The sequence below is a fragment of the Pseudomonas sp. Sample_22 genome (assembly GCF_004307635.1).
Taxonomy (GTDB): Bacteria; Pseudomonadota; Gammaproteobacteria; order Pseudomonadales; family Pseudomonadaceae; genus Aquipseudomonas.
In genome coordinates this window covers 1-21570 of record NZ_RCNY01000060.1, presented here as the reverse complement: position 1 = coordinate 21570, position 21570 = coordinate 1, and the positions used below count along the sequence as shown (strand labels likewise).

21 protein-coding genes and 2 pseudogenes are annotated in these 21570 nt (G+C 59.3%); 14 read left to right on the top strand and 9 right to left on the bottom strand.

Annotated features, from left to right (window positions below):
* Nucleotide 1 precedes the first annotated feature (1 nt).
* Together D8U73_RS15345 and D8U73_RS15340 are read left to right on the top strand one after the other, a co-directional pair.
* Nucleotides 2–682 carry an amino acid ABC transporter permease gene (locus D8U73_RS15345; protein WP_130904983.1) on the top strand — a complete coding sequence of 227 codons (681 nt, stop codon included), beginning with the start codon at nt 2–4 and terminating at the stop codon, nt 680–682.
* A 1-nt stretch (nt 683) separates the two neighbouring features.
* Nucleotides 684–1331 (top strand): amino acid ABC transporter permease, encoded by a 648-nt coding sequence (locus D8U73_RS15340; RefSeq protein ID WP_130904982.1) that lies wholly within the window; start codon nt 684–686, stop codon nt 1329–1331.
* Between the two features lie 25 nt (nt 1332–1356).
* On the opposite strand, the gene D8U73_RS15335 is transcribed toward D8U73_RS15340, so the two are convergent.
* Complete coding sequence (locus D8U73_RS15335; RefSeq protein WP_130904981.1) at nt 1357–2373, bottom strand: helix-turn-helix domain-containing protein; 1017 nt, start codon at nt 2371–2373, stop codon at nt 1357–1359.
* Between the two features lie 258 nt (nt 2374–2631).
* Here D8U73_RS15335 and D8U73_RS15330 point away from each other — a divergent pair, with 258 nt between their 5' ends.
* The 3 genes from D8U73_RS15330 to D8U73_RS15320 all read left to right on the top strand — a co-directional run bounded on the left by D8U73_RS15330 (nt 2632) and on the right by D8U73_RS15320 (nt 6314).
* The gene (locus tag D8U73_RS15330) at nt 2632–3570 is read left to right on the top strand and encodes a cyclase family protein (RefSeq protein WP_130904980.1); all 939 of its coding nucleotides are present in this window, start codon (nt 2632–2634) and stop codon (nt 3568–3570) included.
* Between the two features lie 158 nt (nt 3571–3728).
* Complete coding sequence (locus tag D8U73_RS15325) at nt 3729–5312, top strand: aldehyde dehydrogenase (NADP(+)) (RefSeq protein ID WP_130904979.1); 1584 nt, start codon at nt 3729–3731, stop codon at nt 5310–5312.
* A gap of 72 nt (nt 5313–5384) precedes the next feature.
* Nucleotides 5385–6314: a LysR family transcriptional regulator gene (locus D8U73_RS15320; protein ID WP_056856740.1), complete on the top strand. Its 930-nt coding sequence runs from the start codon at nt 5385–5387 to the stop codon at nt 6312–6314.
* Here the strand turns inward: D8U73_RS15320 and D8U73_RS15315 are convergent.
* The 3 genes from D8U73_RS15315 to D8U73_RS15305 form a co-directional block, all read right to left on the bottom strand.
* Complete coding sequence (locus D8U73_RS15315; protein ID WP_056856739.1) at nt 6307–7290, bottom strand: cyclase family protein; 984 nt, start codon at nt 7288–7290, stop codon at nt 6307–6309. The genes D8U73_RS15320 and D8U73_RS15315 overlap by 8 nt on opposite strands.
* Before the next feature lie 171 nt (nt 7291–7461).
* Nucleotides 7462–7776, bottom strand: a complete 315-nt coding sequence (locus tag D8U73_RS15310) for an NIPSNAP family protein (RefSeq protein ID WP_130904978.1) — start codon at nt 7774–7776, stop codon at nt 7462–7464.
* 12 nt (nt 7777–7788) lie between these two features.
* Nucleotides 7789–8955: an iron-containing alcohol dehydrogenase gene (locus D8U73_RS15305; RefSeq protein ID WP_130904977.1), complete on the bottom strand. Its 1167-nt coding sequence runs from the start codon at nt 8953–8955 to the stop codon at nt 7789–7791.
* A 155-nt stretch (nt 8956–9110) separates the two neighbouring features.
* Between D8U73_RS15305 and D8U73_RS15300 the strand changes: the two genes are divergently transcribed.
* The 4 genes from D8U73_RS15300 to D8U73_RS15280 all read left to right on the top strand — a co-directional run bounded on the left by D8U73_RS15300 (nt 9111) and on the right by D8U73_RS15280 (nt 13283).
* Entirely contained in the window at nt 9111–9899 is a 789-nt protein-coding gene (locus D8U73_RS15300) for an SDR family oxidoreductase (RefSeq protein WP_130904976.1), read from the top strand.
* A gap of 266 nt (nt 9900–10165) precedes the next feature.
* Nucleotides 10166–11479 (top strand): MFS transporter, encoded by a 1314-nt coding sequence (locus D8U73_RS15290; protein ID WP_056856735.1) that lies wholly within the window; start codon nt 10166–10168, stop codon nt 11477–11479.
* Nucleotide 11480: 1 nt separating this feature from the next.
* On the top strand, nt 11481–12602 hold the full coding sequence (locus D8U73_RS15285) for an NAD(P)/FAD-dependent oxidoreductase (RefSeq protein ID WP_130904974.1): 1122 nt from the start codon (nt 11481–11483) through the stop codon (nt 12600–12602).
* Between the two features lie 87 nt (nt 12603–12689).
* Complete coding sequence (locus tag D8U73_RS15280; RefSeq protein ID WP_130904973.1) at nt 12690–13283, top strand: DinB family protein; 594 nt, start codon at nt 12690–12692, stop codon at nt 13281–13283.
* Here D8U73_RS15280 and D8U73_RS15275 read toward each other — a convergent pair.
* The 5 genes from D8U73_RS15275 to D8U73_RS15255 all read right to left on the bottom strand — a co-directional run bounded on the left by D8U73_RS15275 (nt 13204) and on the right by D8U73_RS15255 (nt 18747).
* Nucleotides 13204–14124 carry a LysR family transcriptional regulator gene (locus D8U73_RS15275; RefSeq protein ID WP_056856732.1) on the bottom strand — a complete coding sequence of 307 codons (921 nt, stop codon included), beginning with the start codon at nt 14122–14124 and terminating at the stop codon, nt 13204–13206. The two genes, D8U73_RS15280 and D8U73_RS15275, sit on opposite strands and share 80 nt — an antisense overlap.
* 198 nt (nt 14125–14322) lie before the next feature.
* Nucleotides 14323–15390 (bottom strand): RHS repeat-associated core domain-containing protein, encoded by a 1068-nt coding sequence (locus tag D8U73_RS15270; protein WP_130904972.1) that lies wholly within the window; start codon nt 15388–15390, stop codon nt 14323–14325.
* A gap of 311 nt (nt 15391–15701) precedes the next feature.
* Complete coding sequence (locus D8U73_RS15265) at nt 15702–16748, bottom strand: RHS repeat-associated core domain-containing protein (RefSeq protein WP_130904971.1); 1047 nt, start codon at nt 16746–16748, stop codon at nt 15702–15704.
* A 258-nt stretch (nt 16749–17006) separates the two neighbouring features.
* Nucleotides 17007–17369, bottom strand: coding sequence for a DUF6124 family protein (locus D8U73_RS15260; RefSeq protein ID WP_130904970.1), 363 nt, complete (start codon nt 17367–17369; stop codon nt 17007–17009).
* Between the two features lie 484 nt (nt 17370–17853).
* Nucleotides 17854–18747 carry a LysR substrate-binding domain-containing protein gene (locus D8U73_RS15255; RefSeq protein ID WP_130904969.1) on the bottom strand — a complete coding sequence of 298 codons (894 nt, stop codon included), beginning with the start codon at nt 18745–18747 and terminating at the stop codon, nt 17854–17856.
* A gap of 115 nt (nt 18748–18862) precedes the next feature.
* On the opposite strand from D8U73_RS15255, the gene D8U73_RS15250 reads away from it, so the two are divergent.
* The 5 genes and pseudogenes from D8U73_RS15250 to D8U73_RS15220 form a co-directional block, all read left to right on the top strand.
* On the top strand, nt 18863–19879 hold the full coding sequence (locus D8U73_RS15250; protein ID WP_130904968.1) for an aldo/keto reductase: 1017 nt from the start codon (nt 18863–18865) through the stop codon (nt 19877–19879).
* A 2-nt stretch (nt 19880–19881) separates the two neighbouring features.
* On the top strand, nt 19882–20679 hold the full coding sequence (locus tag D8U73_RS15245; RefSeq protein WP_130904967.1) for an SDR family oxidoreductase: 798 nt from the start codon (nt 19882–19884) through the stop codon (nt 20677–20679).
* A 27-nt stretch (nt 20680–20706) separates the two neighbouring features.
* Nucleotides 20707–21117, top strand: coding sequence for an SRPBCC family protein (locus tag D8U73_RS15240; protein ID WP_130904966.1), 411 nt, complete (start codon nt 20707–20709; stop codon nt 21115–21117).
* A gap of 121 nt (nt 21118–21238) precedes the next feature.
* Nucleotides 21239–21364 (top strand): annotated as a pseudogene (locus D8U73_RS15230) (SRPBCC family protein); the annotation flags it as partial.
* 121 nt (nt 21365–21485) lie between these two features.
* A pseudogene (locus tag D8U73_RS15220) lies at nt 21486–21570 on the top strand (SRPBCC family protein); the annotation flags it as partial.

The window sequence follows — 21570 nt, the reverse complement described above, 5'->3', positions numbered from 1 at the left end:
GATGTTCGATACAACTGCGCTGCACAAAACCATCGAGATGTTGCCGTACTTCCTGAACGTACTGGGCATCGGTGCCCTGACTACTTTGGGCCTGACCCTGGCGGCCTTTATCGTGGCGGCGTTGCTGGGTTTTTGCCTGGCGCTGATGCGGCTATCCCGCAGCCGCTTCCTGAGCCTGATCGCCAGTGTGTACCTGGAGGTTTTTCGCAACGTACCGATCCTGACCCAACTGTTCATCCTGTATTTCGGGCTGACCTACATCGGCATTACCTTGCCGGCAATCGGCGCGGCGATCATCGGTTTCGGCCTGAACGGCGCGGCGATACTGTCGGAAGTGTTTCGGTCGAGTATCCGCACCATCGACCGCGGTCAAAGTGAAGCGGCGTTTTCGATCGGCATGACCCGGTCGCTGGCGATGCGCCTCATCGTATTGCCGCAAGCGTTCAAGGTCGCGATTCCCGGGATGGCCAACTTCGCCATCGGCTTGCTCAAGGACACGTCCCTGGCATCGGCGGCGGCAGTGCCTGAACTGACATTCAAGGCAAGAATGCTGGTCAGCGAAACCTACCAGACCAATTTGATCTACTTTCTGCTGGCGGTCATCTACCTGGTGTTGAGCCTGGTGCTTTCCCATTGGGCGGCGCGTACCGAGCGCCGCCTCAAAGTCGTCAAGGAGATCTGATATGGGCTATGCCGAGCTGTGGGAAGCCACCCATGTCGAGTTCCTGGCGGCGGCCTGGGCTACGCTGCAATTGGCATTTGGCGCGTTGGTCATTGGTCTTATTGTCGGCTTGCTGGTAGCGCTGGCACGACTGTCGAAGAACCGGCCATTGCGCCGGGCGGCATTGACTTACATCGAGGTATTTCGCGGTACCCCGGCATTGGTGCAGTTGTTCATCGTTTATTTCAGCCTGACGGAAATCGGTGTCCACTTCAGTTCGTTCCAGGCCGCCATGATTGGCCTGGGGCTGAACGCGGCGGCGTACCTGGCGGAGATTTACCGGGCGGGACTGGAGGCGGTACCCAAGGGCCAAGTGGAAGCGGCAAAAGCGATTGGCATGCCGCACTTCAAGATATTGCGTTGGGTCGTGTTGCCCCAGGCTATCCGTATCGTGCTGGCACCGATCGGCAACGTCGCGATCTCGCTGTTGAAGGATACGTCCGTAGCTTCACTGATTGCGGCACCTGACTTGATGCTGAGGGCGCAGGATTTGAGTTCGGTGTATTTCATGCCGCTGGAGATCTACATTCTGGTGGGGGCGATTTACTTTGCTCTGTGTTATCCGTTGTCGCTTGGAGTGCGGTTGCTGGAGCGACGGACGCGGCATTGAGCATGAAACGCTATTGACCTGCCGTTCACCGCGAAAACCGGTTGCGATAGTCCCGTGGCGAAACCCCCAGGTTGCGCTGGAAAGTCAGGCGCATGCGTTCTTCGTCACCAAAGCCGCACAGTCGGGAAATCTGATCGATGTTGCGCTCGGATTCTTCCAGCAGGCGCCTGGCGGCTTCGACCCGCAGCACTTCCACGGCTTTGGCCGGGGTGCGGCCGGTCTTGAGTTTGTAGACCCGGGCGAAGTTGCGCGGGCTCATCTGCACTTGTTGGGCGAGCCGGTCGATGGTGAGGTTTTCACCGGCCAGGTTTTGCGTGATCCACAAGTGCAGGTCGTCGAAGGCGGCGCCTTCGCTGGTTTGCGATTGCAGCAGTTGGCTGTACTGGGCCTGACCACCAGGGCGCTTGAGAAACACCACCATCTCCCGCGCCACCAGCAACGCCAGTTCGCGGCCGCAATCTTCTTCGACCAGCGCCAGGGCCAGGTCGATGCCGGCACTGACCCCGGCAGAAGTCCAGACCGAACCTTGCTGGACAAAGATCGCATCGTTGTCGACTTCGATCGACGGATGCCGCTCCTTGAGCATGCCGCACATCGCCCAATGGGTGGCGGCACGACGACCGTCGAGCAATCCGGCTTCGGCCAGCAGGAACGTGCCGCTGCACACCGAGGCGGTACGCCTGACCTTGGTCGAGGCGACCTTGAGCCATTCGACAACCTCAAGAGAATTGTTCATTGCCATGATAATCACCGGCGCACCAGGCACGATCAGCGTGTCGATCGAGTGCTCGGTGAAAGTGCTCAATGGCACAGTGTCGACGGCCAGGCCTTCGGCGGTCTGGATCAGGCCACCGGTGAGGCTGGCGGTTTGCAGTTTGTAACCCGGCAAGTTGCTGCTGTTGAGATAGCGCGAGGCCGCCCAAAATACGGTTTGTGCGCCGGTCAGGTCCAGCAGGCCCATTTCGGGGTAGGCGAGGAAGACGATCAAACGCGGTGAATCGGATTGGATTTCGCGGGCGGCTGGAGGGTTTGCGATGTTCATAGGTTTCTGTATCAGCGAGATGGAATAATCATAATTCGCAAACGTTCTAAGCGTTATCGCAATTGGTCGACTGTCAGGATTTCAGGGTTTTATGTCAGTTGACCCACCGGTTCCACTCTAGCACTGCCGACTGTTTGTGCAGATATCGATGCAAGCACTCGTGAAAATCCAGAACAAATGTATTGTCGAGGGCTGGCTGTTTCTGCACAAAACCGCTGAGTACCGTGGGGTCCATCAAAAACAGACAAGGACTCCAACATGCTCAAGCGCCTGGCTTTGCCATTTGCCCTCCTGTTCACCCTCAACGCCGCCCACGCCGCCGAGGGCGAAAAATGGTATCCGTCCAAGTTTGGTGCCAACGATGAAATCGGTGCACTGAACCTGCTTGACGCCGATTCGGTGCTCAACGCTGCCAAGTTGATCAAGACAGGCAAGACTTATCCGCTGGCCGTGCCCATCGACAAGAACCTGCCGGCGTTCCGTCACCGCAGTTTCCACCTGACCAATGTCCAGCCGGGCGAAGCGGGCGGCACCACCATGGGGCCGAACAAATTCACCTTCAACGATGAATTGGTGGTGGGCTGGACCGGTGTCGGCACCCAGCTCAACGGCATCGGCCACATTGGCATCGACAACGTCTACTACAACGGCAATCGCGCGGCGGACTTCGTGACCGTGGAAGGGGTGCAGAAACTCGGTATCGAGAAAGTCCCGCCGATTGTCACCCGTGGTGTGGTGCTGGACATGACCGCAGTCTACGGCCGCGCCATCGTGCCGGAAAAAACCGAATTCACCGTTGCCGATATTCAGAAGGCCCTGCACCGGCAAGGCATCAGCATCGAGAAGGGTGACGTGGTGCTGTTCAACACCGGTTGGCTGGAACTGCTGGGCAAGGACAATGAAAAATTCCTCGCGGTGGAACCGGGCATCGGCATGGCCGCGGCGAAATGGCTGGCGGACAAACAGATCGTCGCTTTCGGTGGTGACACCTGGGCTTCGGAAATCTATCCCGGCACCGATGGCCAGGAGTTCCCGGTCAACCAGTTCATGCTGGCCAAGAACGGCATCTACAACCTGGAACTGATCGACAGCCGTGCACTGGTCCGGGACAAGGCCTGGACGTTCATGTTCGTACTCGGCCAGCCGCTCTACAAAGGCTCGACCCAGGTCAACATCAACCCGGTAGCGATTCGCTGAGGCGACTGACGGGCCGGGGGATGACAAATGCTCATCCCCCGGCCCGTTGTTGTCATTTGTTCGCCCCTGATCCCGACCCCTAGAGTGGGCGCTGCGCCGGTCGGCGCATTCCTTCAATTCGAGTGTTCGCCTGCCGAAACCAGGCGAGGGAGTTTTTGATGTCCGATATTCTCGGCCAGCAGTTCATTGACGGGCAACGCAGTGCCCTGGGCCGCGAGACGCTGCACAGTGTCGACGCCAGTAGCGGTCAGGCATTGCCTTATGTTTTTCATCAGGCCACTGAGCAGGAAGTCGCTCTGGCCGTTGTTGCCGCCACCCGTGCCTTTGCTCCGTTTCGTCAATTGCCGCCGGGGCGTCGTGCGGATTTTCTTGAGGCGATCGCCGACGAGATCGATGGGCTGGGCGAGGAGTTCATTGCACTGGTCTGCCGGGAAACGGCGCTGCCCGAAGGCCGGATTCGGGGTGAGCGCGGCCGCACCAGCGGTCAGTTGCGACTGTTTGCACAGGTGCTCAAGCGAGGGGATTTCCTCGGTGCGCGGATTGATCAGGCGTTGCCTGAACGGCTACCTCTGCCGCGAGCGGATATCCGCCAATACCGCATCGGTGTCGGCCCCGTCGCAGTGTTCGGTGCCAGCAATTTCCCCTTGGCCTTTTCCACTGCCGGTGGTGATACCGCGTCGGCGCTGGCCGCCGGGTGCCCGGTCGTGTTCAAGGCCCACAGCGGGCACATGGCAACGGCCGATTGCGTGGCCAGCGCCATCGTTCGCGCGGCGCAGCGCACGGGTATGCCGTCGGGGGTATTCAACATGATTTACGGCGCCGGTGTCGGACAGGCGCTGGTCAAGGCTGAAGGAATCAAGGCCGTGGGGTTTACCGGGTCGCTGAAGGGTGGCCGGGCGTTGTCCGATCTGGCGGCCGCGCGGCCGCAGCCGATACCGGTGTTCGCCGAGATGTCGAGCATCAATCCGGTGATCCTGCTGCCGCACGCCTTGAGCACTCGGGGCGAAAAAATCGCCGCAGAGCTGACGGCGTCGGTCAATCTGGGCTGTGGTCAATTCTGCACCAGCCCCGGTCTGATCATTGGCCTGCGTTCAGCGCAGTTCAGCGAGTTTCAGCAACACTTTGCCCAGCACATGGGCGACCAACCGGCCCAGACCATGCTCAATGCCGGAGCGCTGAACAGCTACAGTGCCGGGCTCAAACACCTCGACAGGCATGCCCAGGTCGATCACCTGGCCGGTCAACCGCAAGGCGACCGCCAGGCGCAACCGCAGTTGTTCAAGGCCGATGTGCAACTGTTGCTCGAGGGCGATCCGTTGTTGCAGGAAGAGATCTTCGGCCCGGCGACGGTGCTGGTGGAGGTGGACGATTCGCAGCAACTGCGCGCTGTACTCGACAGCCTGCACGGTCAGCTGACCGCCACCCTGATCGCCGAGCCGGCGGACCTTGAGCGCTACAGCGACCTGTTGCCCTTGCTCGAAGACAAGGTCGGACGCTTGCTGCTCAATGGCTACCCGACCGGCGTCGAAGTCAGCGATGCGATGGTCCATGGCGGACCGTACCCGGCGACTTCCGATGCACGCGGAACCTCCGTCGGCAGCCTGGCCATCGATCGCTTCCTGCGCCCGGTCTGCTACCAGAACTATCCTGATGAGTACCTGCCCGAGGCGTTGCAAAACCATAACCCGTTGGGCCTCAATCGACTGGTCAATGGCCAGTGGAGCAGGGCTTCGCTGATTTGAATACCGGCCCGCGCCGGTATTCGCCGGCGCGGCACTTCACGGATCCGGCCCTTGAAACGAGCACCTACCGACATGGTTCCCTCCCTTGGCAGCATCGCTTCACGTCTGCGTCTGAAACAACTGCGGTTGCTGATCGCGCTGGATGATCGCGGCTCCCTGCACAAGGCCGCCGAGCAGATCTCCATTTCCCAGTCCGGCGCCACCAAGGCCTTGCATGAGGTCGAATCGTTGCTTGGCATGCCGTTGTTCGAGCGTCAGCCCAAAGGTCTTGTGGCCAATGAAATGGGGCGCTGCATGATTCGTTATGCGCGGCTGATCTACAGCGATGTCGAACACTTGCGTGAGGAAATGCTCAGCATCATGCAGGGGCAGGGCGGGCGACTCTCGGTCGGGGTGATCATGGGCGCGGTGCCATTGCTGACCCGAGCCTTGACCGAGCTGCGCCTCAAACAACCGGAGTTGTCCGTTGAACTGGTGGAAAACACCAGTGCGACCTTGCTCGGATTGCTCGATCAGGGTCGGCTGGACCTGGCGATCTGCCGCACCAGTGTCGGCCAGCGCTCGGACGCTTACGACTGCATCGAACTCAGCGAAGAGCCCCTGGCAGTGGTTGCCAGCCAGCGTCATCCACTGGCCAGTGCCCAATCCCTGCAATTATCGCAGCTCAGCGATTACCGCTGGGTGGTCTACCCCAAGGACATGCCCATGCGCCAGGCCCTGGAGCGTGAACTCAATGAGGCGGGGCTGGAAATTCCCCGTTACCCACTGGAAACTTCGTCCACCTTCGCCACCATTTTGCTGGTGCAACAAGATCCAACCTTGCTCGCGGTGATCCCGGTGGAAGTGGCCGAGTTCTGCGAGCAGTTCGAGTTGCTGGTGAAACTGCCGGTGTCGTTGCGCGCCCTGATCGAACCCTATGGGGTGATCAGCCGGGCCGGCGCCGATTTGTCTCCGGCGGCGACCCTGCTGATCAATGAACTCAAGCAGGATCTGGTTACTTGATCACGATCGGGTTCACCGGCGCCCCGGTGCCACCGACGATTTTCAACGGTGCAGCGGTGTAGAGAAACTGCCACTGGCCGTCTGCCGCGCAATCGTCGGCCAGCGCATCGAGCATCGCCACTTCGGTAAAGGTCACGCCTAGGTTGCGCATCAAGGCGTTGTGCAGCGGAATCAACACACCTGAAGTCGGGTCGACCGCCACTTCGTTGGCCATGGTATCGGTGACCAGGTTGGGGATTTCCATCTGGTGAAACCATTCCACCAGCTCGCGGCTGAAGGTCAGGCCCGGCTCGGCGAAATCCTTGTAAAACTCTTGCGGCTCGCGCGCGTAAAACGATCCGATCCAGCCAGTACGGATGATCAGGATGTCGCGCTTGTGGATCTCGATGCCCTGAGCTTTCGCGGCGGCCAGCAGGTCGTGGTGATTGAAGGTTTCACCCTTGTCCAGCACCGCTTTGCCGCGATGGCGGGCCATGTCGATCAACACCGCACGGCCGACGATGCCGCGCTCGGCAATCGGCAGGATGCTGGCCTTGTCCATGCCGCCGATGGTGCTCATGGCGTCGTAGCCGTTCCACAGTTTGTTGTCATGCCAGACATGGCCCAGCGCGTCGTATTGGGTCGAGCCTTGCAGGTGCATGAAGATCACGTCGTCGGCATATTCGACGTGACCGTCGAAGTGAGTTTTACCCGCGAGAAAGTGCCCCTTGTCGAGCACGTTGACCCGCATCGATGGACGACGTCCGGGCCACAGCGGCTCACCTTTGGGGTGACCGATTTGCACTTGCAGGGTAAAGGTCTTGCCTTGGCGCACAGTGGCGATACCACGAAGGATCTCGGCGCTTTGCAGGTAGTTCAGGGCGCCGACTTCATCGTCCGGGCCCCACTTGCCCCAGTTGGTCGGCAGGCCTTCGAGCAGGGCTTTAATGTCGGGAGAACGGTCGGCGGCGGTGTTGTTGGTGTTGTGGTCGCACATGGGGTTGTCCTTGGGTTTGGGCAGTTCAACAGTCCACCAAAGTCCCCTGTGGGAGCTGGCTTGCCAGCGATAGCGGTGTGTCAGACAACAACGATGTCGACTGATACTCCCTCATCGCTGGCAAGCCAGCTCCCACAGGTTGTTTGATTGTCTTTCGAGCTCGAACAGGGATTATTTGATCGGCGAGAACTGCGCTGGCATCAGCAGTTTCGATTCCATCTTTTCCAGCATCGGGAAGGCGATCGGCACGAAACCTTCGAGCCAGTCCGGGTCCTGGTACAGCGCGGCGCGTTTCTTGATGCGCTCATCCAGGCTCTCGTAGGCCCAGATGTGGATCACCTGGTTCAGCTCGCCGATTTCGGTGTACCACCAGCCCACCAGCGTGGTGTAGCGGGAGATCACCGGCAGACCGTTGTCCTCGAAGTGTTTGAGGTAGGTCTGCATTTTTCCGATTTGGATCGTGTAGGTGCGCATTTCATAAAACATGCTGTTCGTCTCTCAGGTATGAAGGCCGTGGAAGGCATTGCTGATGATTCGCTCGACGTCGGCAGCGGTCGTCAAACGTGGATTGACCAGCACGTTGCCGCTGCGCATCGAATCGCTGACCATTTGCGGCATGTAGTCCAGGTCCACGCCCAGGTCCTTGATGTTGTCGGGAATGCCGATGGCCTTGTTCAGTGCCATCACGTGCTCCACGACTTTGTGCCCGGCGCGGGCAGGGCTCAGGCCGTCGACGTTTTCGCCCATGGCCAGGGCGATTTCGCGGAACAATTCAGGGCAGGCTGGCAGGTTGTATTCGATGACGTAGGGCAACAGCGTGGCGTTGGCGATGCCATGGGGAATGTTGAACACGCCGCCGAAGGTGTGGGAGATCGCATGCACGTTGCCGAGTTTCGATTGGGCGAACGCCACGCCGGCGAGAAAAGAACCGAGCAACATCTGCTCCCGGGCGTGCAGGTCGGAGCCTGTGAAAAACGCTTTCGGCAGATACGTGCAGATCATCTTGATCGCTTGCAGCGCCAAAGCCTGGCTGATCGGGTTGGCCTGCTTCGACACGTAGGATTCGATGGCGTGGGTCAGGGCGTCCATGCCGGTGGCGGCGGTGATCGAGGGCGGCAACTTGAGGGTCAGTTCGGCATCGAGAATCGCCAGTTTCGGGAACAGTGCCGGGCTGATGATCACCGTTTTGAACAGGGTCCGGGTGTTGGTGAACACCGTCGATGCCGTGCATTCGCTACCGGTGCCAGAGGTGGTGGGGATGGCGAAAATCGGCAACGGCGGGTGCAGCAGTTTGTCGTAGCCCTCGTAGTCGAGGATGTTGCCGGGGTTGGTGGCCATGGCCGCGACACCCTTGGCGGTGTCAATGCTGCTGCCGCCACCCACGCCGATCACCGCATCGCACTCGTGGTTCTTCAGGAACCCTACGGCGCGCTCGAGCACATCGGTAGTGGGGTTGGGTTCGACGCCGGCAAACACTTCATAGGCGATTTCACTGTCCGTCAGCGAAGCAAAAAACGCATCCAGCACGCCCGACGCCATCAGTCCATTGTCGGTGACCACCAGCAGTTTTTCTCGGACATGGGGTTTGAGCAGCGCACCGGCCTGACGCACCAGGCCGTTGCCGCTTTTCAAGGTCGTGGGGAAGTAAAACTGGAACGGGTTCATGGGTGTCTCCGGTTTCTTGTTGGTTGCGCAACAGTAATCAGCCGCGTGGGCAGCCGATAATGAAAAGGCTTGATACTGCGATCACCCTTTGTCATCCCCCGGATAGCCGCTGGGCGGTGGTAACTTAGGGCTTTTGGATCGCGAGGAGCATCGACATGGATTTGGGTATTTCGGGGCGCTGGGCGATTGTCTGCGCCGCCAGCAAAGGCTTGGGTCTGGCGTGTGCACGGGCCTTGGCAAAGGAAGGCGTGAACCTGGTGATCAACGCCCGGGGAGATGAAACCTTGCAGGCGGCGGCCGTGCACTTGCGCCAATTGGCACCGGCCATCGAAGTCCGCACCGTGGCCGGGGACATCAGCCAGCCGGGCGTGCGCGCGCAAGTGCTGGCGGCCTGTCCGCAGGTGGATATTCTGGTCAACAACGCCGGTGGCCCACCGCCCGGTGACTTCCGCGACTGGCAGCGCGAAGACTGGCTCAAGGCGCTGGATGCCAACATGCTCACGCCCATCGAGCTGATCAAGGCCTGCGTCGATGGCATGGCCGAGCGCGGTTTCGGGCGCATCGTCAACATCACCTCCGGCGCGGTGAAGGCGCCGATTGATGTGCTGGGGCTGTCCAACGGTGCCCGTAGCGGCCTCACCGGTTTTATCGCCGGGCTGGCGCGTCAGGCGCGATTGGCGGGCAACAACGTCACCGTCAACAATCTGCTGCCCGGGCCATTCGAGACCGAGCGCTTGCACAAGACCCTCAATGCCGCCGCCGAGGCCAACAGCACCAGTGTCGAAAGCATTGCCGAGCAACGGCGCAAAAACGTTCCCGCCCAGCGCTTCGGCCAACCTGATGAATTCGGCGCGTATTGCGCATTCATTTGCGGTGCGCAATCCGGTTTTCTGACCGGGCAGAACCTGTTACTGGACGGCGGCAGCTATCCGGGGACTTTCTGATCGCTGCTGGGGGATGACATTCGGTGATCCCCCAATCAGATCCCATCATTATTCAGCACGCGGGGGCGTGATTAGAGTGGGGCCGCTTGCCTGAAACCGTCAGTCAAAACGCAATACCTGCAGGAGTGAGCCTGCTCGCGATAGCGCAAGTGCAATCAACATTGATGTTGGCTCGTACTGCGCCATCGCGAGCAGGCTCGCTCCTACAGGGAGGGTTGACTGGCAGGCATCAGGCCGCTTGTTTCCACAACAATAAGAGCCCCCACATGAACAATCCAAGTGCCGAAAGCCTGGCGTTGCCAGCCGCGAACGCAACCGAACGCGCCACAAACGTCCGTTGGCGAATCTTCCTCATCATGTTGTTGCTGACCGCCATCAACTACATCGACCGCGCCTCGCTGTCGGTGGCCTTGCCGCTGATTTCCAGTGAATTCCAGATCCCGCCGGCCCTTGAAGGCCTGATGCTCAGTGCGTTTTTCTGGTCCTACGCATTGATGCAAATTCCCGGCGGCATGCTGCTCGACCGCTTTCACACCCGTCGTGTGATCGTCGTCGCGACCGTTGCCTGGGGTGCATTCCAGGCGCTGGCGGCCGGTGCGCACAACTGGATCACCCTGATGATCACCCGCATGGGTCTGGGTGTCGCCGAGTCGCCAATCATGCCCGCTGGGGCCAAGCTCAACGGTGCCTGGCTGACCCCCAACGAACGCGGGCGCGGTGCGGTGCTGGTCGACGGCGGCGCGCCTTTGGGCAGTGCTTTCGGCGCAATCATCATTGCCGGGCTGATCGGCTGGTTCGATTCCTGGCGCATCGCCTTCGTGATTGCCGGCGTCGGCACCATGCTCGCCGGTGTGCTGGCCTGGAAGTACATCCGCAACCATCCCAGTGAACACCCCGGTGTCAACGCCGCTGAGCTCAAGCACATCACCGAGGGCAACGCCACGGTCAGCCAGCCCGGCGCGGTCACCAGCATCGGCTTCAAGGAACTGCTCAAGGACCGCTCGGTGCTGGCGATGTTCGCCGGTTACTGCTGCATTCTCAGCGTGTTCTATGGTCTGCTGACCTGGATGCCGAGCTATCTGCACCAGACCCACGGCCTGAACATTTCCGGCATGGGCGGCGCGACCTTCCTGATCTTCATGTGCGGTTTTGTCGGCGAACTGGTTGGCGGTTACCTGGGGGATAAATGGAAATCCAGCGGCGCGTCGCCGAACCTGGTGATGCGCAGCATGTTCAGCGGCTCGGCGCTGGTCGCGGCCCTGTGCATGCTCGGCACCGCTTACACCGCTGACGCGACTCAAGCCATTGGCCTGCTCTGTGTGGCGATGTTTTTCATTCGCTGGTGCGGCATGTACTGGTGCATTCCGTCGATCCTCGGCGGCACGTCGAAAACCGGTGTGCTGGCCGGCACCATGAATTTCTGCGGCAACATGGCCGGGGTGATCGTGCCGATCCTGATCGGCTTGATCGTGCAGTTCACCGGTTCGTATTTCCTGGTGCTGATCTTCTTCGTGGTCATGGCCATGCTCCTGGCGATATTCTCCAGCCTGATCGATTACCGCGAGCGAGGGTTGGTTTGACATGAGCGCAGGGCAGGGCAGCGTCGATATCGATTGTGTGGTGGTCGGGGCCGGGGTGGTCGGGCTGGCAGTGGCCAGGGCATTGGCCTTGAGCGGGCGCGAGGTGATCGTGCTCGAGGCTGGCGAGGGCATCGGTACGGGCATCAGTTCGCGCAACTCCGAAGTGATCCACGCCGGCATCTACTACCCCAGCGGCAGCCTCAAGGCGCAGTTGTGCGTGGAGGGCAAGCATCGCCTCTACGCCTATTGCGATGAACGCGGCATCAGCCATAAGCGCCTCGGCAAACTGATCGTCGCCACCGATGACGCGCAGCGTTCGGCCTTGCAGGGGTTACTGGAGCAGGGGCTGCGCAACGGTGTTGATGATCTGCAATGGCTGGACGCCGCTCAGGCGCAGCAGCTTGAGCCAGCTCTGTCCTGCGTCGCCGCGCTGTGGTCGCCGTCCACCGGGATTATCGATTCCCATGGGTTGATGCTGGCATTGCAGGGCGATCTCGTAGCCTGCGGCGGGTCGCTGGCCTTGCACTCGCCGCTGCTGTCGGCACGCTGTATCGACCAGGGGTTTGAACTGCACGTCGGTGGTAGCGAGCCGATGACCCTGAGCTGCCGCGAGTTGATCAATTGCGCCGGTTTGTCTGCGCCTGAAGTGGCGAGCCGTATTGCCGGCCTGCCTGCGCAGCACGTTCCGCCAGCCCGTTTGTGCAAGGGCAGCTATTTCAGCTTCAGTGGCCGCGCGCCATTTAGGCATCTGGTGTATCCGGCACCGGAGAGCGCCGGGTTGGGGGTGCACATGACCCTCGACCTGGGCGGCCAGGCGCGATTCGGGCCGGATGTGGAATGGGTCGATGCGCTGGATTACCGTGTCGACCCCGCACGGGCCGACAGTTTTTATGCGGCAATTCGGCGTTATTGGCCGGGCTTGCCGGATAACAGCCTGCAACCGGCCTACAGCGGCATTCGCCCGAAAATCAGTGGCCCGGGCGAGCCGGCCGCCGACTTTCGCATCAGCGGTCCGGTCGAGCATGGGGTGGCCGGTCTGGTCAATCTGTTCGGCATTGAATCACCGGGCCTCACCAGTTGCCTGGCACTGGCCGAGCGGGTGCTGGATGCGCTGACGCGGTAACGGCCGTACCGATGATCAGCGCCTGCATCATTGCGCGTGGTTAGCGCTATCCTTTGGAGATGCGCTATTCGCCATCGGAGAATTTCGATGATCAATGTACGCACTGCCCGCATGCTTGCCGATTACAAACAATGGGCCAACCAACGGCTGTTCGACAATCTGGCGCAACTGCCCCCGGGCGAAGTCGAAAAGGAACGCGCCGGAATCTTCAAGAACATGATTGGCACGCTCAACCACATTTATGTGGTGGATTGTCTTTGGCAGGCTCATCTGGAAGGCCGAGGGCACAGCTTCAAGACGTCCCATGATCTGGTCTATCCGGCATTGCCCGACCTGCGTCTGGCACAACAAAACGTTGATCACTGGTACTGCGACTGGAGCGCCCGACAGTCCGATGCCTCGCTGGACAAACCCATGCGGTTCACCTTCCTTTCCGGTGAAAGCGGCACGATGAGTGCCGGCGCGATGCTCATGCATGTGGTCAACCACGCCAGCTATCACCGGGGCTGGGTGATCCAAATGTACTTTGAAATCCCCGCCATGCCGCCAATGACCGACCTGCCGATTTACCTGCGCGAGACCGACCCGAACTTCAATTCGCTCAATGCGTCGACGGTGGAGCCGACATGTGTTGCGCAATACGCGAGCGCAACCAACGTTCTGCCGGATCGTTATCGCTGACGCCGTTCCAGACCATCGACAGTTCCGACAAGTTGATATCGAACGGCGGGTCATCGGCCCGCAACTGGTCGCTGCCTTCAATCAGCGCCGCCGCCGCATAATCGGGCACCGAAGCCAGCATGTCGGTGCCTGCCAGCAAGGCCCGCAGGCCTGAAAACTGCGGCACCGCCAATACCACTCGACGCGAACGGCCGATACGCGCCAGGTCATTGTCGATGGCGCCGCTCAAGTCCCCGGAAAACGACACCAGCGCATGGGGACGCTCGCAGAATTCATCCAGTGTCAGCGGGCCGGGTCGATTGTCACCACGCAAAACCTTGACGCTCAGGTCGCGCAGTTTCTTGCGCTTGGCATTGGCCGGCAACTCGGTGGTGTAACTGATGCCCACGGAGATTTCACCGCTGGCCAGCATCGACGACATCAACAGATAATTGACCCGCCGCACCACCACTACAACGTTCTGCGCTTCCTCGCGGATCTGCTTGAGCAGCGGCGGAAACAGGCCAAACTCGGCATCATCGGACAGGCCGATGCGAAACACATCGCGGCTGATGGACGGATCAAAATCCTTGGCCCGGCTCACCGCGCCGGAAATGGTATCCATCGCCGGCTGCAACTCCTTGAGAATCGCCAACGCCCGTGGCGTCGCCTCGAGGATCCGCCCGTTGCGCACCAGCAACGGGTCATCAAACAAATCCCGCAACCGCGCCAGCGCCGCACTGACAGCAGGTTGGCCGAGAAACAGCTTCTCCCCGGCCCGGGTCAGGTTCTTCTCGAACATCAGCGTTTCGAAGATCACCAGAAGGTTCATGTCCACGCGGCGCAGGTCGTTGCGGTTCATTAGAGCAGGCTCAGAGGTTTCGGATCCTTTTAGTAAAGCAGCAAAGCGCTAGCGATGTGCGGGTGAATCAGGAGCGCTGAAACTTCGGATCTTGCTGCGCTCCAGCTGCTACTGCCTGAACTATTATTCAGTCTGTCACTATCCTGAAAATGAGATGGTGCGAAATGTTCCTGAGTTTGATTTGTCGTTAAGGCTTTTTCATTTTCTTAAGTTAACAGATTTGTTGTATTTCTCTTTTAGGGCTTCTGCTTTGGCGATATTTCTATAGTGTTTAGGGTTTTTGATTGATTGTAATTTTTTTAGGTAAGCATCGATATTCATGAAGTTGATTCCACGAATTTCTTCAGGAAGCTGGGTTTTTTCTTTTATTGCTTTGTTTAAAATACCAAAGCTTCTGTGACTGAGTGTGATCGTGTTCGAGTATTGGGGGGCTGATGAAAGATACTCGTATAGAGGAAGTAGCTCTCGGGCTTTTTTACTATATACAACTCCTTGCAAGTAGTGCGGAAGAGAATCAAGTTGATCTATGGTTAAATTAGCAGCTATGTCCGAAGGTTTTTTAATTTCATAGCGTGGAAGGGGTGGGGTGTTTAGAGCGGTTCGGTAGTCCCTGAGGAAAGCTTTATTCATTAACTCGTAATTAAGGTTGTCATTTTTTTTGATTATTTTATCCGCTTCATCCAAATAATCTGGAGTTTTAAATTTCCGGGACAGTATTTTTGGAAACTTAGGTATATGTCCCGACGGGTCATGGCCGTTGATTGGGTCTCCAAGACAATATCCATAGGCGTTTAAGCCACCCTTGCCAAACGGGCTGAAACTATCCGGGCTATTAAAGCGCATTAGTGCTGGATTAAAAGTTCGATACCCATTCCCCAACAAATAGTGCCCGGTCACCGGATCCTGCCGTTCGCCATTGAATCCCAGTAAACTCAATAGTCCATTTTCAATAGCACGGTATCCATAAGGGGAATACGCCATGGCTTTGCGCTGTTGATTGTCTTTGCAGGTGTGCAGTACTGACCGTTGCTGGTCGGTCGCCAATAACGAGGTGTCGATTGCGACGTCGCTACTTCGCTGTTGTGCCAGCAGCAGGTCGCCCTGTTGGAAGATGGAATGGCGCATCGTTCCTTGAATTTCGGTTGCAAGGCGGCTTTGGTTGTAGAAACGCTGGTGCTCTGGTGTAGTCGCGGGAATTTGGCCGACTAAGCGGTCGAGGGCATCGTAGCGATACTGGCAGAGTACGGTTTCGTGGGGTAACGTCATGTGAGGAACTCCGAAGGCCTGCAGTGCTGGCATTCAGTATTGCTGGTATCGCAACTATTGGGAACTATCAGAACTGATAGGTGAAATTGTAGGGATGTGGGAAGAACTGCCGAAGAATATGTGGGAGCAAACACAAGTCTTGCATACGACACCCATCACCTGTAGGAGTGAGCCTGCTCGCAATGGCGGTGAGCCAGGCACCGGGGATACTCAATATGCTGGGCGTTTCACCGGCCCAGCCGGAGCAGGTTCATTCAATGCGATCCACAGCGGACTTTCGAGGAGTCTTGAGTCAGTGACCATTCCCAAGATCAAGGAATGTCACGAATCTCGCGAAGAATTCTATCTGGACGGTTTTCCCGTAGCGCTCTTCCCTCCATTTGCTGATGGGTGCGCCTATGCGTTTCGAAGGCAGGGGTATGTCGATTGGAGTTGCCACTTAACGCTATTGTTCGAGCGGCTTCTTCAGTCGGCGTTGGAAGACGGACCGCGGTTAACGACGACTCGCCCATATTGCCAAGTGCAACTCTCATCGCTGGATTCAGTTGAGCACGCCTATCCGGCGATCGGGAAGCGGATTCGAGAGCCCCTATAAACTCACGTCCATTATCGACTGTGTGCAGTCGAAGGGTATTCGTCACGTTGAGAGATGCAACTTCTGAAACTGGGGGAACAGCTAGTATGGGCTCTACTGCCGCCACGGCACGATTCAATCGCGGGGGAGGTGCATCCGGCAACATCGTTGGATCAAATCCGGGCCAGGGAGTTGGGCGGGGCACTCGCCTGACGATGCTATTGCGTACCCACCCCCATCCAAGTGAAGTGGCATGTCCTGTCGGATCTGTCTGGTTCACAGGAGCGCCTTGGCAATATGCGTATGGATTCACTCCACCTTCCCGAAACGGACTCAAACTGTCCGGACTGTTAAACCGCATCAGCACCGGATTGAATGCCCGATACCCATTACCCAAAAGATAATGCCCGGTCACTGGGTCACGCCGCTCACCGTTGAAACCCAACAAACTCAGCAATCCATTTTCAGCAGGACGGTGCCCATAAGGCGAATAAGCAATGGGATTTCGTTGTTGATTGACTTTGCAGGTGTGCAGTACTGACCGCTGCTGGTCGGTTGCCAATAACGAGGTGTCGATTACACCGACGCTATTTCGCTGTTGCGCCAGCAGCAGGTCGCCCTGTTGGAAGATGGAATGGCGCATCGCTCCTTGAATTTCGGTTGCAAGGCGGCTTTGGTTGTAGAAACGCTGGTGCTCTGGTGTAGTCGCGGGAATTTGGCCGACTAAGCGGTCGAGGGCATCGTAGCGATACTGGCAGAGTACGGTTTCGTGGGGCAACGCCATGTGAGGAACTCCGAAGGCCTGCATTGCTGGCATTCAGTATTGGTGGTATTGCGACCATTGGGAACTATCAGAACTGATAGGTAAAACTGTAGGGATGTGGGGAGGACTACCGAGGAATTGTAGGAGCAAACACAAGTGTTACGTACGACACCCATCACCTGTAGGAGTGAGCCTGCTCGCGATAGCGGTGTGTCAGTCACAGGAATGCTCAATGTGTTGACCGCATCGCGAGCAGGCTCGCTCCTGCCGGCTCATCGTTTACTCAGGCGGATCGAGTCGATCCAGTGCCCGATTCACCGCCAACTCGCCCAGCATGATGACCTGAGCAATGCCCAGCAGCGTGTTGCGATGCGAGCCTTCCAGAAAACCGGCCAGATCGGTGGTCATGACGCTGGCCGAGGCCAGTGATTCGCAGGCGTGAGCCAGCAGGGTTTCGGTGTCGATGTCGGGGTTGATGGTGAACATCGTGGTGGGTGTGCGGGGCGTGGCCATGATGTTGGCGGCGGGGTTGAGGTAGTGATTCAGGGCGCGCTCGGCCGCTTCGTGGAACTGCTTGGAATCGGGGCTTTCGTAGGGGGAGGCTGGATCTGATTCTGGCGGGTTGGGGGATGGTTTGATCATTGATAGAACTCCAGTACTAGCAAAATGGGAGCCATCACTTTCGCTACCAAACGAATGGGTGGTGACCATGCACAGGTTGGTAGACCGGAGTACTGGAACCGGCGCCTCCGAAAAGGCCCTGCGCATGGCGACCATAAAAGCAGTTATTGCTTGAAGTGGCGCTACGCGCAGTACTCCGGGCTACCAAACCCGATCGCTGTTTTTTTCAGCGACCGGCTAAGGATAAGGCCCGGACCCAAGGCGCGTAAGCCGGCGGATTCTGGCGTAACCGTAGGCAATGACGCAAGGTGTTGTAGCTTTCATCAAGTTTCGCTGACAGTCGTTAAACATATGCTTTAAACAGATGCCGCCATCGCGAGCAGGCTCGCTCCCACACGGATCTTCAACACGACATCAATCAATTGTAGGAGCACAGCTTGCTGGCGATGGCGCCTTTGAAATCGCCATCGCCAGCAAGCTGTGCTCCTACAGGACGGGTGTGTGATCAGTCGGCCGGGTGTGTCAGGACTTTCCTGAATGTCTCCACCAACGGCCGCAAATTGATCCGGTGCCATGCGGCCCACAGCGGTGTGGTGTAGGCGATCCACGGCACATCCCGCAGCAGCACGCCCGGCGGTGCGTTGCGGCTCAAGCCTTTCTGAATCATCGCGATGCCCAGCCCCGAGGCCACCAAACCCAATGCGGTGAACGGCTCGGTCGCTTGCATGCGAATGTCCGGGGTGAAACCGGCGCGGATGCAGGCGCTGACGAAGTCGTCGTGGCCATTGGCATTCTGCCGATGTTGAACGCCGATCCATTCCTTATCGGCGAGGTCGGCGGCCGTCAGTGTCGATTGCTGCGCCAGCGGATGATCTTCGGGCAAGGCCAGCAGCATCGGATCGTCCAGAACCTGAAAACCCAGCAAGTCCGGGTCGTCATCGGTCGGCGGCTCGCTGACCAGAGCGATATCCAGACTACGCTGACGCAGGCCTTCGAGTTGTTCGGCGGAACTCAGGTTGTACAGCGCGACATGCACGTTCGGCCGGTCGACCCGCAGCACGCGCAGGGCATTGGGCAGCACACCGGCGTGCATGGCGTTTTCGATGTAGCCGATGCACAAGCCGCCTTCTTCGCCGCGCCCCAGGCGCTTGCCCAGGGATTCCAAGCGATTGGCGTGGGTCAGCAGGGCGCGGGTTTCGGCGAGGAACGTCTGGCCGTCGCGGGTCAGGCGGATGCGTTGCTGGCTACGCTCGAACAAGGTCAGGCCCAGGCGCTCTTCGAGCTGGGCGATCTGCCGGCTCAGGGGCGACTGGGAAATATGCAGGCGCTCGGCGGCGCGACCGACGTGTTCTTCTTCGGCGACGGCAACGAAGTAGCGCAATTGGCGGATGTCGATCATGTCAGACCTCTGGGGACTCAAGTGCTGCACATTATGTCTTGGACGGTCCGAACGCCGCAATCTAGGATCTGCTCAACGGTCAAGCACTGGCCACTGAAACGATGAGGATTGAATCATGAGCTTGAAAGATAAACTGCCCGGCGCGCTGGGCTTCGGTACTGCACCACTGGGCAACATGTTCCGCGCCATTGCTGAAGAAGAAGCGCAAGCCACCGTTCACGCCGCCTGGGATGCCGGCGTGCGTTACTTCGACACCGCGCCGTTCTACGGCTCGGGCCTGTCGGAAATCCGCCTCGGCGCCGCAGTGTCGCGCTACAACCGCGACGACTATGTGCTCAGCAGCAAGGTCGGCCGGGTGATTCTCGATGAAGTCGAAGACGCTGCGGCCCGCGATCTGGGCGAGAAGAGCGGGGTGTTCGAGCACGGTCGCCCGAACAAGATCGTCAACGACTACAGCGCCGACGCGACCCTGCGCTCCATTGAAGATAGCCTCAAGCGTCTGCAAACCGATCGCCTGGACATCGTCTGGGTGCATGACATCGCTCAGGATTTCTACGGCGATCAATGGTTGGAATACTTCAACCAGGCCCGCACCGGTGCTTTCAAAGTGCTGACCCGCTTGCGCGAAGAAGGCGTAATCAAAGGTTGGGGCCTGGGCGTGAACAAGGTCGAGCCGTGCGAATTGACCCTTGATCTGAGCGAAGCGCAGCCGGACGGTTTTCTGCTGGCGGGTCGCTACACTCTTCTCGACCATGACCGCGCATTGCAACGCTTGATGGACGCCGCCCTGGCACAGAACGTCGAAATCGTGGTCGGCGGCCCTTACAGTTCGGGCATCCTCGCCGGTGGCGCGCACTTCGAGTATCAGAAGGCCAGCCCGGCCATCGTCAGCAAGGTCGAGCAGATCAAGCGTATTGCCGCGGCCCATGGTGTCGACATCAAAGCGGCGGCGTTGCAGTTCTCGTTGGCCAACCCGGCTGTGGCGGCGGTTATTCCAGGTGCCAGCCGACCAGAGCGAATCGCCGAAGATGTGGCCGCGTTGTCGGCGGTGATTCCTGCAGCCTTCTGGCAAGCGATGCGCGACGCAAAACTGGTGTCCGAGCGCGCCCCGTTGCCAATCATTGGAGCCTGAAAATGAAAATCGATTTGAGTGGAAAACTGGCGATTGTCAGCGGCAGCACCGCGGGCATCGGCCTGGGCATCAGCCGGGCGCTGGCCGAATCCGGCGCCACCGTGGTGGTGATCGGCCGCGAGTCGGCCAAGGTCGAGCAGGCTTTGGCAAGCATTCGCCAGAGCGTGCCGAATGCACAGTTACGCGGGCTGACCGCAGACCTGGGCACCGCCGAAGGCGCCGAGAAACTGTTTGCCGCCGAACCGCGGGCCGACATTTTGGTGAACAACCTCGGGATCTTCAACGCGGTGGATTTCTTTGACACCCCCGACAGCGAGTGGACGCGTTTCTATGAGATCAACGTGATCTCCGGTGTGCGCCTTTCACGGCATTACGTGCCGGACATGGTCAAGCAAGGCTGGGGGCGGGTGATTTTCCTGTCTTCGGAATCCGGGATCGCGATTCCGGCTGACATGCTCAACTATGGCGTGACCAAAAGCGCCAACCTGGCGGTTTCCCACGGCCTGGCCAAACGGCTGGCGGGCACCGGGGTGACGGTGAATGCGATTCTGCCGGGTCCGACGTTGACCGATGGCGTGGAGCTGATGCTCAAGGATGCCATGGCCCAATCCGGTCGCAGCTTGCAGGAGGAAGCCGACGCCTTCGTGCGCACCGCCCGACCAACCTCGATCATCCAGCGCGTGGCGCATGTCGAGGAAGTCGCCAATCTGGTGGCGTACATCGCTTCGCCGTTATCCTCGGCCACCACCGGCGCGGCCCTGCGAGTCGACGGCGGTGTCGTCGACAGCATGGCCATCTGAAACCTGTTAATTGAGAGAGAGCTTTACATGGCAACTGCATCAGCATTCATCGACATCCCGGCCTCGGCCGATCAGGTCTGGCAATTGATCGGTGGCTTCAACTCGCTACCGGACTGGCTGCCGTTCATTCCCAAAAGCGAGCTGAGCGAAGGCGGGCGCGTGCGCAGCCTGCAAACGGCAGACGGCGCAGTGGTGGTCGAGCGCCTGCAAGCGTTCGACAACGCTGCCAGGACTTACAGCTATTCGATTTTGCAGGCACCGTTTCCGGCCACTGACTATCTGGCGACGATCAAGGTTGAAGCGCAAGGGCAGGGCGCGCGGGTGACCTGGTCTGGTCGCTTCGAACCGGTGGGTGTGAGTGATGAGGAGGTGGTGGCGCTGTTCACCGGGATTTATCAGGGCGGGCTTGAGGCCCTGCGGGCCAATTACCCGGCTTGACTCGTCGATCGTTCCCACGCTCTGCGTGGGAATGCTTCAAGGGACGCTCCGCGTTCCAGCTTCCGAAAGGGACGCGGAGCGTCCCAGGCTGTATTCCCACGCGGAGCGTGGGAACGATCAGGGCGCGCGGGTGACCTGGTCTGGTCGCTTCGAACCGGTGGGTGTGAGTGATGAGGAGGTGGTGGCGCTGTTCACCGGGATTTATCAGGGCGGGCTTGAGGCCCTGCGGGCCAATTACCCGGCTTGACTCGTCGATCGTTCCCACGCTCTGCGTGGGAATGCTTCAAGGGACGCTCCGCGTTCCAGCTTCCGAAAGGGACGCGGAGCGTCCCAGGCTGCATTCCCACGCGGAGCGTGGGAACGATCAGGGCGCGCGGGTGACCTGGTCCGGTCGATTTGAACCGGTGGGTGTGAGTGATGAGGAGGTGGTGGCGCTGTTCACCGGGATTTATC

What these genes read in the sequence shown, in the direction of transcription:
- D8U73_RS15250 (WP_130904968.1), top strand. Translation starts at nt 18,863, where the DNA reads ATGAGCTTGAAAGATAAACTGCCCGGCGCGCTGGGCTTCGGTACTGCA.
- D8U73_RS15285 (WP_130904974.1), top strand. Translation starts at nt 11,481, where the DNA reads ATGAGCGCAGGGCAGGGCAGCGTCGATATCGATTGTGTGGTGGTCGGG.
- D8U73_RS15340 (WP_130904982.1), top strand. Translation starts at nt 684, where the DNA reads ATGGGCTATGCCGAGCTGTGGGAAGCCACCCATGTCGAGTTCCTGGCG.
- D8U73_RS15265 (WP_130904971.1), bottom strand. Translation starts at nt 16,748, where the DNA reads ATGGCGTTGCCCCACGAAACCGTACTCTGCCAGTATCGCTACGATGCC.
- D8U73_RS15290 (WP_056856735.1), top strand. Translation starts at nt 10,166, where the DNA reads ATGAACAATCCAAGTGCCGAAAGCCTGGCGTTGCCAGCCGCGAACGCA.
- D8U73_RS15330 (WP_130904980.1), top strand. Translation starts at nt 2,632, where the DNA reads ATGCTCAAGCGCCTGGCTTTGCCATTTGCCCTCCTGTTCACCCTCAAC.
- D8U73_RS15325 (WP_130904979.1), top strand. Translation starts at nt 3,729, where the DNA reads ATGTCCGATATTCTCGGCCAGCAGTTCATTGACGGGCAACGCAGTGCC.
- D8U73_RS15320 (WP_056856740.1), top strand. Translation starts at nt 5,385, where the DNA reads ATGGTTCCCTCCCTTGGCAGCATCGCTTCACGTCTGCGTCTGAAACAA.
- D8U73_RS15270 (WP_130904972.1), bottom strand. Translation starts at nt 15,390, where the DNA reads ATGACGTTACCCCACGAAACCGTACTCTGCCAGTATCGCTACGATGCC.
- D8U73_RS15240 (WP_130904966.1), top strand. Translation starts at nt 20,707, where the DNA reads ATGGCAACTGCATCAGCATTCATCGACATCCCGGCCTCGGCCGATCAG.
- D8U73_RS15310 (WP_130904978.1), bottom strand. Translation starts at nt 7,776, where the DNA reads ATGTTTTATGAAATGCGCACCTACACGATCCAAATCGGAAAAATGCAG.
- D8U73_RS15255 (WP_130904969.1), bottom strand. Translation starts at nt 18,747, where the DNA reads ATGATCGACATCCGCCAATTGCGCTACTTCGTTGCCGTCGCCGAAGAA.
- D8U73_RS15275 (WP_056856732.1), bottom strand. Translation starts at nt 14,124, where the DNA reads ATGAACCGCAACGACCTGCGCCGCGTGGACATGAACCTTCTGGTGATC.
- D8U73_RS15260 (WP_130904970.1), bottom strand. Translation starts at nt 17,369, where the DNA reads ATGATCAAACCATCCCCCAACCCGCCAGAATCAGATCCAGCCTCCCCC.
- D8U73_RS15300 (WP_130904976.1), top strand. Translation starts at nt 9,111, where the DNA reads ATGGATTTGGGTATTTCGGGGCGCTGGGCGATTGTCTGCGCCGCCAGC.
- D8U73_RS15305 (WP_130904977.1), bottom strand. Translation starts at nt 8,955, where the DNA reads ATGAACCCGTTCCAGTTTTACTTCCCCACGACCTTGAAAAGCGGCAAC.
- D8U73_RS15280 (WP_130904973.1), top strand. Translation starts at nt 12,690, where the DNA reads ATGATCAATGTACGCACTGCCCGCATGCTTGCCGATTACAAACAATGG.
- D8U73_RS15345 (WP_130904983.1), top strand. Translation starts at nt 2, where the DNA reads ATGTTCGATACAACTGCGCTGCACAAAACCATCGAGATGTTGCCGTAC.
- D8U73_RS15245 (WP_130904967.1), top strand. Translation starts at nt 19,882, where the DNA reads ATGAAAATCGATTTGAGTGGAAAACTGGCGATTGTCAGCGGCAGCACC.
- D8U73_RS15315 (WP_056856739.1), bottom strand. Translation starts at nt 7,290, where the DNA reads ATGTGCGACCACAACACCAACAACACCGCCGCCGACCGTTCTCCCGAC.
- D8U73_RS15335 (WP_130904981.1), bottom strand. Translation starts at nt 2,373, where the DNA reads ATGAACATCGCAAACCCTCCAGCCGCCCGCGAAATCCAATCCGATTCA.